Source organism: Streptomyces sp. NPDC002935 (genome assembly GCF_040611295.1).
Lineage (GTDB): Bacteria > Actinomycetota > Actinomycetes > Streptomycetales > Streptomycetaceae > Streptomyces.
The window spans coordinates 1-11,443 of sequence record NZ_JBEXNW010000072.1; the positions used below are offsets into that span (position 1 = coordinate 1).

Genomic DNA, 11,443 nt, shown 5'->3' on the forward strand with positions numbered 1-11,443 from the left:
ACGAACCGACAAACTCGCCATCGCCTACCAAGCCGCACTCCACCTCGCAGGCATCCTCATCTGGACTCGACGCTGACCAAAGAGACAGAACCTAGTCGTGCTCTCGTCTGGGGCCTGCAGGCACGGGCTCTGGCGCGTCAAGTACCGCTGATGGCAGGATAGCCTCCATGATGATCACCAGAAAGGCTCATGCCGCGTAAGCGCCCGGGTGCAATCCGCGCCATGCGCGAGCGCCAACCGCCCAAGTGGGCGCGTGAACTGCCCACCATCGACCGTCTGTCGGCTGACACGAGTGCCGCGATTCACTTGGTGGAACATAGCTCTCACAGCTATGCGGTCCAGCCTGGGCGAACCTCACAATTCCTCTACAGCTACCGGAATTTCTTGCGCCAGCCCGGTAGAAAACTGAGGTTGACTGCCTCGGAGTGCCCGGCCTGTCCTGGGTGCCAGTACGACGATGTCGCGGTAGTCAGGGACGCGTTGGAGGACATAGTGGGCATGCTCCCGCTTCCGGCACGCACCGAATTGCGACGACTACTTGCCGGTCTTGATGCGGAATTCCGAAGCAGGACACTGCACGATCCTGATCCAAGCCACTGGGTGGACTGGAGCGGGAGTCCGTACCGATGGTGGCACCGACGGCTTTACGCGGGTGTCTAGGGCGAGGGACCGACCCTCCCAGCGATGCTGACTTCTTGGGCGGCAGTGTCTGTCACGGCTCCGGAGTAGCTACGGAGCGAGTGCGCCCAGGCGCACCGCAATGCCAGCAGATGCATGCAGGCAGCAAAAGCGGGCGTTCTGGAATGAGACAGGTACGAGTCGTATTCCGCCCCACCCGTCACCCCATCCGACCTACATGCCCCAACCACACCGACGATCTCTTCCGCACCACATCCCCGCACTTCGAGAAACTGACTATTTGATGGCAAGGCAGATGAAAACGACCTCTCAGACCGCGTTTGAGATCTGCCGTCTCCCAGGACGGGAGGGGTCGTTGGGCCTTGCCGATACGGTCCCTGCCAGCACCCGGGGCTTCGATGCGGGCAAGAAGGTGAAAGGCCGCAAGCGGTTCATCGTCACGGACACCCTAGGCCTGCTGCTGGCGGTTCACGTGGTCGCGGCGAACTTCCAGGACCGCGACGGCGCGAAGCGTTCGTTGCTGTGGACCCGCCTGGACCATCCGGGTGTTCAGAAGATCTGGGCGAACCAGGGCTTCGCTGGCCGCCTCGTGGAGTGGTCACGCACGATCCTCGGCCGCGAGCTTGAGACCGTGCGCAAGGCCCCGGACCAGCGCGGATTCCAGGTTCAGCCCAAGAGATGGGCGGTCGAACGCACCTTCTCGTGGCTCACCGCCTACCGCCGCCTCGCGCGTGACTACGAGACCAGTCCGGCCCGCTCAGAGACCGTGATCCGCTGGGCAATGATCGGCATTATGGTCCGCCGACTCACCCGTGGCCGACCAGCGACGCGTCCGGGACCGCGCTTGCTTCTGCGAGACGTTCCGTAGATACGTCGGCCTTCTCTTCCACGGGGAGCGTCCCGCGGCGGTGCTCTATGGAGCCAGGAAGCGCTCAACCCTCTGTTGCACATCAGGGGGCAGGCCGGTCAACTTCGAGACGATCACGCGAAGCTCTCGGCCGAGTTCGGGAAACTCGGTCCAGAACCCGGGTTCCTGGTGAGGACCGCGGACAGCAGATCGCCTTCGTACATGTGCCCCTCTGCCATCGGGTTGTCCCGCAGCACCTCCAGTGCCAGTGGCAGGAGGCAGGGCAGGCCTATGTCCTGCCTGATCAACAAGCGCATGTCTTCGACGGTCAGCTCGCCGATCGGCCGACGCCGCAAGGCGAGTGCAGTAGCGACAAGACGGGTGTCGTCGGCTGACGGGGCTGGCCAGCGGTCGCGTTCAAGCTCTTCAAGGGAGCGGTCACGATGCAAGGGGGGCGTCACCGATCGATTGTGCTACGACCAGATCTCAAATGCGGTCTGAGAGATCAGGGAGAATCCGGTGTTGTGAGTATGGGCATCTCCGGCTTCGAGCCGACCTTCCTCGTCGGCTCGAAGCCGTCCGGGAGAATCACGGACCACGCTTGGCGGCGCTTGGTGGGCGGCGCCTGACCGGGTGCGCGCTCGTGCGCTTCGTTGAGGACGGGGAGTGGTTCGCTGATTGCCCGGTGGTGTTGGACTTTGAGGGCGTGCGAGTCGAGATCTGCCACTGGAAATTCGATGAGCTGTCGATCAGCTGGGACACCGTCGACACCAGAGCCGTGATCACCGGCTGGCAGTGGTCCGAGTTCACGCCGGCGTGGTCCAGCGCCGACGAACGGCTTGAGCCGTTCGTCGGCCAGGAACTCCGCGAAGTTTCTCTGCTTGAGTGGCGCCCGTCGGGCCAGGACCTGGCCGATGGCACCATCGCTGTGGAGTTCGCCTTCGATGCGGGTCGCTTCTGCATCGCCAACGGCCTCGACGAGAACAGCATCGAAGTGGGGGATCCCCATCCAGATTTCGTGCGGCATCAGCTGGGCTTATGAGGGTCGGCTGACCACGTTGGCTTCCGGTTGATCTCGACGACTGGCAGCACGGTTGCCCGGGCTGGAAAGCCTATTTGCAGGGGTGTTGGTCCGGCCGGGGTGGGGTGTCGGCGAGTTTGTCGAGGAGGCGGTCGAGCGCGCTCTGGCCGTCGGTGACGGCTGTTTGGTCGTCCTCGGTGAGTGGGATCGAGACGGCCATCTTCTGCAAGTTGCCCTTGGCTTCCAGGAGTTGGGCTCTGGTGGAGTCCTTGGGGGTGTAGAAGTCGCAGCGTGCGCAGGCCATGCGGTGCTGGCACTGCTCGAAGAAGGTGTAGGTGCAGTAGCCGCCGTCCGAGGTCGTAGTGCTGCCAGGGCTCACCGGCAGCGGCGGCGCCGGAGGCGACCGCGTCCCGGTCGACCAGGACCTCGATGGTGCGGACGTTCCTCTCGAACTAGCCAGCTTCGGAGTATGCCTTGGACAGGGTGTTCGGGGTGATCTTCGCGTAGTACTGGGTGGATTGCGGTGATCGGTGTCCGAGCCAGGCTTGCAGTTCGAACAGCGTCATCGGTTCCATGGCGTTGTAGAGCTGGCTGGCGATGGTGGACCGGGTCCGGTGGCTGGTGATGTTCCCGCGGACGTCGGCGGCAGGGACTCCGGCCTTGCGGCAGAGCATCGGGATGACCGTGTTGTTGATGTAGTGCGTGGAGACGCGGCGGGCGCGGATTGCGAACAGCAGGTCGACGTGCTCGCCGGTGCGGCGGTCGGTGAATTTGGGTTGGTCGGGTCGGACGGCCTGCCAGGCGTCGATGGCCTGGCCGAGGATCGGGTCGACCGGCTTGCTGAAGGCGGTGCCGGTTTTGTGGGGCGGGACGCCGAGGAGGCAGACGGAGTCGCGGGCCAAGATCTGATGTGAGTCGCCGGTGATGGGGGCTCCGTCGTGCTGCCAGCGGATGCAGCCCACCCTCAACCGGGCGATCTCGTTGCTGCGCTGACCGGAGAATAGCCAGGTCAGTGTGACCGCGCGGACCAGTTCGAAAGGGTAGAAGTGCCCGGCCTGGGCCTGTGGGAGATCCGCGACTTCCAGGTTCAGGCCCGCCCACAGAAGCTTCGCCAAGATCTCGTCGGCGATCACCCGCGGGTCGGGGCCGAGGAGGGCTGTGATGCTGTGGGGGATTGCCAGCGCGCGCAGTGGGTCGAAGCTGCGGGGCAGCCACTCCCATTCCTGGCAGTCCTTGAAGAACGTCCGCAGCGCGGTGATCTGCCCGGCCTTGGTCGCCGCTTCGAGCGGCTTGCCGAGACGGTCCCCCAGGCCGGCCGTCCGTTGAACGTAGTCACCGACTTTCATCCGGTCCAGCGCGGCGATCCAGGTTGCGCAGGTCTGACGCGTCCAGTCTGTCGGGTCTGCAGCGTCGGGCTGTTCAGCGGCTATCCACCGGCCCACCCTGAGGAGGGTGGAGCGCATGCCGCCGCGGGCGCCTGGGGTGAGCGTAGAGGTGGCGTGCCAGCGATCGACCCACTATTCCCACGTCTTCGCGCCGCCGGTCGCCCGTGCCGAGTGACGGCCTGTGATGGGCTGTAGAGGATCACAGAATCCGAGTTCGGCAACCGCCCGCTGAGTGGCGTGGAGGGTGTATCGCCGTGAGCCGTCCAGCAGCTTCTCGTGGCGGACCCGGTCGAACAGCGAGGTGTCGAGATCCTCAAGATGCGGGCTGCGGTTGAGGAGAAGCAGTAGGCAGACCATCATCGGCAGCGGAGTGTCGTCGTCCCGGCCCAGCTGGTAACCCCACGAGGCGAGGACCGCGCGGATGCGGGCGATCTCCCTGTTCACTCGGTCGCGTCCGAAGATCCGCCAGGACAGGGTGAGCCGTTGGATGCTGCCGAGCGGGTGGAACTCGTTGAAGGAGCCCAGCAGGTAAGCGTGCGCGGCGAGATAGGGGCGGACTTCGTCGCTGGCCCAGCCCGGGGCGTGCTGATGGAACTCGGCCTGGGTGCGGCCGAGCAAATGGATCCACTCCTGCGGGGTCCATCCCCAAAAGGCTCGGCCGGTCTCCGCGCAACGTGTCAGCAGCACCGCGATCACGCCGAGCATGGCACGTCGTCGGTGCGGGGTGGGCGGCGAGTCCAGGGCGGCGTTGACCGCCTCCAGCGGGCCCAGCAGACGGAGGATCACCGGCCACCCGGCGGCGGACGGGTCGTGGTCTTGAGCCGACGCAGATTCCGCACCCCGAGTTCGTTCACTACCAGGGCCTCGGCGGGCCGGACGTCAACAGCGGTGTCGTAGTGGTGCGGGATGATCGGCCAGGACCAGCGTTCGGGCCCATCCTCCGCGGGCAGGGTCAGCCGGGATGCACTCACCGCGCCACCTCCGGCGACGTGCCGTTCGGGGAGGTGAGTGCCTGTATTCGCCACGCGTGGATGTGCTCCATGCCGCGGGCGAGCTTGTAGGCCAGGTCCCGGCCGGACAGATGGATGTACTGAAGCGTGGAGTCGGTGGCCGGCGAAGGACGCGATCGCGTGCAACTCCCAGCCCATCCGGGCCAGATCGGTCAGGCACAGGTGCCGGGTGGTGTGCGTGGAGAACTGCGGGACGCCGGCCGTCACAGCGATCCGGCGTACCACCTTCGACCACGTCCACAGGCTCAGCGGCTGGCCGTAGTTGCGCCGTGATTCGGAGAGGAATAGCGGGCCTCTCGCCCGGCTGACCGTGGCCCGGTGGGCGAGGTAGGCCGACATCAGCACGCCGGTCGACGCCGAGTACGGCACGACCCGTTCCAGCCGGTTCTTCGTCGTCTCCGCGCGTACTCGCAACGTACGGTGAGCCGGATCCAGGTCATCGGTCCGCAGCGAGCACAGCTCTTCGCGACGCAGCGCGGAATCGTAGGCCAGGGCCAGCATCACCCGGTTGCGGATCGGCTCCTTGCGCGCGACCTCCAAGATCCCCAACCACTGCTGTTCGCCGGGAATCCACGGCAGCTTCGTCAGCCGCGGCACCAGACCACGCTGGTGCCCGCCCCACTGGCGGCCCGGCGTATAGCGGCCCCGGCCCACCGGGACTCGCGCAGTCCCTCTTCCATCAGGAAGTCGTAGAACAACCGCACCGGCACCAGCCGCTGCTGGATCGTGGCATTCGCCAGACCCGACCCCGAATCGATCGAGACCACGTTCGCGCCCCGACGGCTGGGCCGTTCAGTCAACTCCCTTACGTAGACAGCGATATGAACACGACCGGCGACCAGTGGGTCGCCGCCCTCTCGTTCGCACACCACCAGGTACTCGGCCAGCCCGCGGGCGTAGGCATCGATCGTCCGAGGCGCACGGCCAAGGTCGCACCACACCTGCAGCCAGCCCGCTGCCCGCTCGTGGCGCCCCAGCACCGGCCACTTCTCCGTCACTCCCACCGCGGCGCTCAAGCTGCCTCCCAAGTTTCGTGGCTACACCAGGGAGACATGATCACCCCGGCAGATTCCACGTAACTTTTTAAGATGCTGAAACGGCAGATGTTCGGCCGGGCCAGCCTCGATCTCCTTCGCAAACGCGTCCTGCTCGCGCGATGAGTCCAGCCCGTCCGGATCACAAGATCGTCGACAGAACCTCGTCATTTGCGATGTTCCTCCGTTGATCCTGATGGTTCGTGTGGGAAACGGCAGACCGGTGTCGTCCGCCGGTCAGCGGACGATGTCGCTCGCCAGCTCCCACAGGCGCTCGGCGTTCTCCGGGTCCAGCGCGTAGGGGGCCACACCGGCGACGCCCAGTTCGGTGGGCCGGGCGTGGACGAGCGGCGCCTCCTCGACGTCCTCGAAGTAACGGCCGCCGACCCCTTCGGCCAGCGGGGAAGCAGCGAGGAACACGGTGGTCGCGGCGCCCTGCTCGACCGTCTTGCGGTAGGGCTCGGGGGTCCGAAGGCCTCCGGTGTGCCGCTGGAGGTTGGTGGCGATGGCACCGGGGTGCAGGGCGTTGGCCGTGATTCCGTCGTCGGACCAGTGGCGCTGTGCCTCGACGGCGAGCAGGACCTCGGCGGTCTTGGACTGGCCGTAGGCGGCGAGCGCGTCGTACGGGCGGAAGCGGAAGTCGATGTCGTCGAAGACCACGGGCGAGTAGAGGTGGCCGGCGGAGGAGACCGAGACCAGGCGCGCCCCGTCGCCTTCGGCGAGAGCGCGGTGCAGCCCCAGGCTCAGGGCGAAGTGCCCCAGGTAATTGGTGGCGAACTGCTGCTCGTGCCCGCCGATGCCCCGCTCCAACTCCGGCGGCATCATGATGCCGGCGTTGTTGACCAGGATGTGCAGCGGGCCCTGCCAGGCGGCGGTGAACGCCCGCACCGAGTCCAGGTCGGCCACGTCCAGGCGGGCGACGTGGATCGAGTCGTTCCCGGTGGCCTCGCGCAGGCCGGCCGCGACCCGCTCGCCCGCTTCCGGGCGGCGGACGGCGAGAGTGACCTCGGCGCCATGGGCCGCCAGAGCGCGGGCGGTCTCGACGCCGATGCCCGAGTTGGCCCCCGTGACGATCGCCCGCCTGCCGGACAGGTCGACGCCTTCGATCACCTCCGAGGCGGTGCTGGCGCGGTTGAACGGGGTGGTGAAGATGTTGGACATATGACGCATTCCTCCAGTCGCTCATACTGCGCTTCCAGACTGCGCCGAGCGCTCGGGGACGCACCAGGACGGGTTGGGACCGGGACTGGCAGGGCCACCCAGAAGCCCGGAAGCGTCCGTACGCTGGCAACATGGCAGCCGCTGGAGACGCGAACGCACTGGGCCGGTATCTGCGCGCCCGCAGGGAACTGGTGCAGCCCGATGACGCCCGGGACCAGGGCAACCGGCGCGTCCCGGGCCTGCGCCGCGAGGAGGTCGCCTTCCTCGCCGGAATCAGTTCCGACTACTACAACCGCCTGGAGCAGGGCCGCGACAGGAACCCCTCGGAGCAGGTCCTGCGCAGCATCGCCCGCGCCCTGCAACTGGACGAGGAGGCGACGGCCTACCTGCTGGAGATCGCCACCCGCAAGAGCCCGCGCCGCAGACGGCCCCGCAAGCCGGAGAGGGTCGGCGACGGCATCCGTACGCTCATCGACTCCTGGCCGCTGACCCCGGCGTACGTTCACGGCAGGTATATGGACGTACTGGCCGCCAACAGCCTCGCCATCGCCCTCTCACCGTTCAACGCGCCGGGGCGCAACGGCATGCTGGCCGCGTTCCTGGAACCGGAGATGCGGGAGCTCCATCAGGACTGGGAGGACATGACCACCCGGATCGTCCCTTACCTGCGCTCGGTCGTCGGCGCGGACATCGAGGACCCGCGCCTGGTCGAGATCGTCGGCGAACTCTCCCTGCGCAGCGAACGCTTTCGCACCCTCTGGGCCCGGCAGGACGTCAGGCACAAGACCAGCGGCATCTCCCTGTTCCGTCACCCCCAGGTCGGCCCACTGGAACTGCACTACGAAAAGCTGCTGCTCCCGGGCACCGACGGGCAGACTCTGATCACCTACCACGCACAGCCGGGCAGCGCCTCCGAAGAACGCCTGCGCCTGCTCGCCAGCATGAACGCCCCTGACCAGGAGGTCGGCGGTACCAGGGCCGCAACCGATCAGACCCGAGCCCCCGGACACCCCACGTCTTGATAGGTCTCCTCCCGGACATCTCGGACCTCTCCCATGGCAGAGTCAGTTTGGCTCCCCGCAGCAGCCCGTTTCACACGTTCCGGCCAGAACCCCGGCCCTCGTCCTTGGAGTGGCCCTGGACAAGCCCGGTCAGCGTCCGCCCACAACGGTCTGAATATCCACTTCCGGCTCCGCAACAGCGTCGAGCGTTACTACGGCTACGCGAAGAACCCACTGCCGAGGGCATCGAGGCCGCGGGCTCCCGCCGCATCCGTGGCAACGCGGCCCAGGCGATACCCCTGGTCTTTCCAGCGCGCCCATGCCAACCGCCGCAAGATCAAGAAATGGCGTGAGCTCTGGCGCTCGGCGGCGAGCACCCCCGCCCGTCGCACCCACCACAGGCGGAAACCAAAGAGCCCGGGACCTGGACACCGACCGGCCATCTGGCACCGGCCGCCTGACCTGGCCGGTGCCACCTCAGCACCACCCGGAGAACAATCAGCAGCACGAAAAGCAGGTCCCCGGCCGTGAGATACCTCTTATGGCGTCCAGGTGGAGAGCGCTCATCCACGTCGCCGTCCGCCGTCCGCCGTCGCCGTCCGCCGTCGCCGTCGTCGGCGCCGGAGCCAATCTGGGCCGTGCCATCGCCCGCCGCTTCGGCACCGCCGACCACCCCGTCGCCCTGATCTCCCGCAACCGGGACAAGCTGGAGGCCGTCGCCGCCTCCCTCGCCGAAGAGGGCATTACCACCGGCATCTACCCGGCCGACGCCACCGACGCGAAGGCGCTGACCACCGCGCTCGACGCGGCAGCCGGCGATCTGGGCCGCATCGGCGTTCTCTCCTACAGTCCTGCTCCGGTGTGGGACCACTCCGGCGGCGGTCTGCCCGACCTGGCCGCGAATCAGCAGGGTGTCCAGGTCCTTCCTCGCCGGGTGATCTTGGACGCCCTGCTTGCCGTCCCTGGACGCGGAGTTGGGCAGGATGCCTATTTCTGGTGGGCGGTGCTGTGTTGCGCAGTGTGCCGTTCGTAGAAGACGTTGCGTTCCAAGGGACGCCGGCCGGGATGACGCCGTTCCTCCGCCGGGTAGCCGACGGACACGAGCAGTGCGATGGCCAGGTCGTCGCGGTTGTCGATCCCGATCGCCTTCTTCACCTTGTCCTCGTCCCAGCCGTTCATCGGCGATGTTGCCAGGCCCGCCTCGGTCGCGGCGAGCATCACGAACGAGGCCGCGATCATTGCGTCCTTGACCGCGTACTCGCGGAGCAGGCCGCGCTTGTCGAGATCTTCCTGGAACGTTGTTGATGCCGCGGAGAACATGGTGGTGAAGTCATCGCTCCATGCTCCGACCCGCCGGGCCCGGTCGTAGATGTCGCTGTGGTCGTCACGCCAGGACTGCGGCTCCGCGACGAAGACCAGCACGACGGGGGCTTCCTGCGGCTGCGGCTGTCCACCGGTTGCCCAGGCGAGCCTTTCGCGGCCCTCGTCGCTGGCGACCACGACGATCGACCGGTCTTGCAGATTCCAGCTGGTAGGAGCTTCGACGGCGAGTTCGAGCAACGATGACAGGACGCCTTCCGGGATCGGATCGGGCTGATAGTGGCGCACGGTGCGGCGTGTGCGGATCGCGTCCGCGACAGAGAGCATGTGATTCGTCATGGAACTCACTATTGGAGAGAGGCTCTCTATTGGGAAGAGGGCACCTTTTGGTGCGCTACTCTCCCGGTATGAAGACCGTGGTGGAATCCTCCGGACTACCGGCCGACGCCTACTCTGCGAAGTGCCCGACGCGCCAGGTCCTCGACCACATCGCCGGCAAGTGGACGATCCTGGTCGTCGACGCCCTCCTCGAAGGCACCATGCGCTACACCGACTTGAGTCGGCGGATCGAGGGCGTCTCGCAGAAGATGCTCACCCAGACACTGCGCAGCCTCGAAGCTGACGGCTTCATCACCCGCACGGTGCACCCGACCATCCCGCCCCGGGTCGAGTATGACCTGACCACGCTCGGCCAGAGCCTTGCTGAGCCCATCACCGCACTCCGGCAATGGACGGAAGCCCACATCAACGAGATCGAAGGGGCCCGAGCTCGTGTCACCGCCGAAACCCCAGCCGGTGATCTGCTGCTCCGAATGCGGTGACACTCACGGGGAGTTGTCACTTCGGTGACTCCCCGCCCCAACATAGGACTTGATCGTCTAGGTGCGCTCGAGCTGGTCGAGCACGTGCAGCGCGAATCGGCAGGCTTCCTCGGGCCGGCCGGCGGCGGCCTCGACGGCGGCCAGGTCGCCCAGGACGACAGCGCGCTGCTCGTCCTCGCCCCTATCGAGGGCATCGAGGGCGCCGAGTTGCCCGCGGCGGCCAGCGACCAGTTCCACGAGCATCGTGATGGGGTTCCGGCGCCCGGCAGCATGAACAGCGCACCGCCGCCTGCGACGCTTGGTTGGCGATCGAGGCGAGCGGGGCAGCCCTTAGCGTTGGGCTGCCGACGCTGGGGTTTCGGCGTAGCGAGTCAGCCACGAGGAGCGAAGACATGCCCGGTTTCCCGAACGTGCGTTGGCGTGTGGGCCGTGACCGCCTGTCATCGCCCCGTTCGGAACCGCGGGCGGGAGCGCCAGCACGCGCGTGCTGCTTGCCAAAGAGGGCGTCAAAACCATCAGGTGGTCATTGACGCCGACAGTCGCTTGGTCGTCGTGATCGGCCGACCGCTCCCCGGCAACCGCAACGACTGCAAGGCATGGGCGGAATCCGGCGCCAAGGCCGCTGGGGGCCACGCGGTCACCATCGACGATGGCGGCTACCAGGGCACCGGGCTCCTCATCCCTCACCGAGGTGAAGGAGGGAAAGTCGAGCTCGCGGCCTGGAAAGAGGCGCACAACCGCTCGCACAAGCAAGTCCGCTCCCGTGTCGAGCATGTCTTACCCGCATGAAGAACTGGAAGATCCTGCGCGACTGCCGCCTCAAAGGCGAAGGCGTCCACCACTCCAACCGCGGCGTTGCCCGCCTGCACAATCTCGCCCTCGCCGGGTAGGGCGACGACTGCGCTTAAGCTGCGGCGTCGTCTGGGCTGGGCACGGGGAACGCGCTGAGCTGCGCTCGGGGTAGTGGCGGTGACGGGGCTGCCGAATCTGCGGCTGCCCCGGGTGGTCCGCTGAGAAGCGGGTGGTCGGCGGAGAGCTGAGCGGGACCGGCCGCGCCGGTACGGCAGCGGGGCCCCGATACGGCAGCAGGGCCCGGACCGCGCGCGCGGTCCGGGCCCTGCCCCGGGGGGTGCCGCCCGGGGGCGGCCGGGGGGGTGGTCTGTTTGGTGTGGGGGTCCGCCGGCCCGGCGCCGTGAGCAGTGGC

The 11,443-nt window shown here is 67.1% G+C and carries 13 protein-coding genes and 2 pseudogenes; 6 read left to right on the forward strand and 9 right to left on the reverse strand.

All coding sequences use genetic code 11. The annotated features are described in order from the left end of the window. Nucleotides 1-1,003 precede the first annotated feature (1,003 nt). Nucleotides 1,004-1,507: pseudogene (locus ABZX90_RS43195) on the forward strand (transposase); the annotation flags it as partial. Between the two features lie 113 nt (nt 1,508-1,620). Here the strand turns inward: ABZX90_RS43195 and ABZX90_RS43200 are convergent. Then, complete coding sequence (locus ABZX90_RS43200) at nt 1,621-1,947, reverse strand: contact-dependent growth inhibition system immunity protein (RefSeq protein ID WP_355213651.1); 327 nt, start codon at nt 1,945-1,947, stop codon at nt 1,621-1,623. Nucleotides 1,948-2,129: 182 nt separating this feature from the next. Between ABZX90_RS43200 and ABZX90_RS43205 the strand changes: the two genes are divergently transcribed. After that, entirely contained in the window at nt 2,130-2,528 is a 399-nt protein-coding gene (locus tag ABZX90_RS43205; RefSeq protein WP_355213652.1) for a hypothetical protein, read from the forward strand. A gap of 70 nt (nt 2,529-2,598) precedes the next feature. Here the strand turns inward: ABZX90_RS43205 and ABZX90_RS43210 are convergent, their stop codons facing one another. The 6 genes from ABZX90_RS43210 to ABZX90_RS43235 all read right to left on the reverse strand — a co-directional run bounded on the left by ABZX90_RS43210 (nt 2,599) and on the right by ABZX90_RS43235 (nt 7,097). After that, nucleotides 2,599-2,886, reverse strand: coding sequence for a hypothetical protein (locus ABZX90_RS43210; protein WP_351133342.1), 288 nt, complete (start codon nt 2,884-2,886; stop codon nt 2,599-2,601). A 73-nt stretch (nt 2,887-2,959) separates the two neighbouring features. Then, nucleotides 2,960-3,970: a site-specific integrase gene (locus ABZX90_RS43215; RefSeq protein ID WP_355213653.1), complete on the reverse strand. Its 1,011-nt coding sequence runs from the start codon at nt 3,968-3,970 to the stop codon at nt 2,960-2,962. Nucleotides 3,971-4,024: 54 nt separating this feature from the next. Continuing rightward, nucleotides 4,025-4,678, reverse strand: a complete 654-nt coding sequence (locus tag ABZX90_RS43220) for a hypothetical protein (protein ID WP_355213654.1) — start codon at nt 4,676-4,678, stop codon at nt 4,025-4,027. Continuing rightward, nucleotides 4,675-5,499 carry a site-specific integrase gene (locus ABZX90_RS43225; protein WP_355213655.1) on the reverse strand — a complete coding sequence of 275 codons (825 nt, stop codon included), beginning with the start codon at nt 5,497-5,499 and terminating at the stop codon, nt 4,675-4,677. The genes ABZX90_RS43220 and ABZX90_RS43225 overlap by 4 nt, the downstream gene beginning before the upstream one ends. Further along, complete coding sequence (locus tag ABZX90_RS43230; RefSeq protein WP_355213656.1) at nt 5,487-5,918, reverse strand: hypothetical protein; 432 nt, start codon at nt 5,916-5,918, stop codon at nt 5,487-5,489. Before ABZX90_RS43230 ends, ABZX90_RS43225 begins: the two co-directional genes overlap by 13 nt. A 255-nt stretch (nt 5,919-6,173) precedes the next feature. Then, nucleotides 6,174-7,097, reverse strand: coding sequence for an SDR family NAD(P)-dependent oxidoreductase (locus tag ABZX90_RS43235; protein ID WP_355213657.1), 924 nt, complete (start codon nt 7,095-7,097; stop codon nt 6,174-6,176). 131 nt (nt 7,098-7,228) lie between these two features. On the opposite strand from ABZX90_RS43235, the gene ABZX90_RS43240 reads away from it, so the two are divergent. Next, nucleotides 7,229-8,119, forward strand: coding sequence for a helix-turn-helix transcriptional regulator (locus tag ABZX90_RS43240; protein WP_355213658.1), 891 nt, complete (start codon nt 7,229-7,231; stop codon nt 8,117-8,119). Between the two features lie 520 nt (nt 8,120-8,639). Next, nucleotides 8,640-9,131 carry an SDR family NAD(P)-dependent oxidoreductase gene (locus tag ABZX90_RS43245; protein ID WP_355213659.1) on the forward strand — a complete coding sequence of 164 codons (492 nt, stop codon included), beginning with the start codon at nt 8,640-8,642 and terminating at the stop codon, nt 9,129-9,131. On the opposite strand, the gene ABZX90_RS43250 is transcribed toward ABZX90_RS43245, so the two are convergent. Then, entirely contained in the window at nt 9,086-9,757 is a 672-nt protein-coding gene (locus ABZX90_RS43250; RefSeq protein WP_355213660.1) for a nitroreductase family protein, read from the reverse strand. The two genes, ABZX90_RS43245 and ABZX90_RS43250, sit on opposite strands and share 46 nt — an antisense overlap. A gap of 68 nt (nt 9,758-9,825) precedes the next feature. Between ABZX90_RS43250 and ABZX90_RS43255 the strand changes: the two genes are divergently transcribed. Next, nucleotides 9,826-10,239: a helix-turn-helix domain-containing protein gene (locus tag ABZX90_RS43255; protein ID WP_355213661.1), complete on the forward strand. Its 414-nt coding sequence runs from the start codon at nt 9,826-9,828 to the stop codon at nt 10,237-10,239. A 57-nt stretch (nt 10,240-10,296) separates the two neighbouring features. Here the strand turns inward: ABZX90_RS43255 and ABZX90_RS43260 are convergent, their stop codons facing one another. Then, nucleotides 10,297-10,476, reverse strand: a complete 180-nt coding sequence (locus ABZX90_RS43260; protein ID WP_355213662.1) for a hypothetical protein — start codon at nt 10,474-10,476, stop codon at nt 10,297-10,299. 273 nt (nt 10,477-10,749) lie between these two features. Between ABZX90_RS43260 and ABZX90_RS43265 the strand changes: the two are divergent. Beyond that, nucleotides 10,750-11,129 (forward strand): annotated as a pseudogene (locus ABZX90_RS43265) (transposase family protein); the annotation flags it as partial. Nucleotides 11,130-11,443 lie beyond the last annotated feature (314 nt).